The sequence below is a fragment of the Bacteroides mediterraneensis genome, assembly GCF_016900355.1.
Lineage (GTDB): Bacteria > Bacteroidota > Bacteroidia > Bacteroidales > Bacteroidaceae > Phocaeicola.
This window is the reverse complement of sequence record NZ_JACJKA010000099.1, coordinates 1-273: the sequence shown is the minus strand read 5'-3', so window position 1 is coordinate 273 and position 273 is coordinate 1. Positions and strand designations below refer to the sequence as shown.

The window sequence follows — 273 nt, the reverse complement described above, 5'->3', positions numbered from 1 at the left end:
CTCGGAGGCGATGAAGGACGTGATAAGCTGCGATAAGCTGCGGGGAGGTGCAAATAACCCTTGATCCGCGGATTTCCGAATGGGACAACCCGTTATCTTGAAGAGATAACATCCATCTTATGATGGAAGCTAACGCAGGGAACTGAAACATCTTAGTACCTGCAGGAAAAGAAAATAACAATGATTCCCCCAGTAGTGGCGAGCGAACGGGGAAGAGCCCAAACCTCAGATGTTACGGCATCTGGGGGGTTGTAGGACCGCGACATCGCAAGA

General features: G+C 50.5%; 1 rRNA gene. It reads left to right on the top strand.

From position 1 onward, the window contains the following. Positions 1-273 (top strand): 23S ribosomal RNA (locus H6A28_RS15465); the annotation flags it as partial.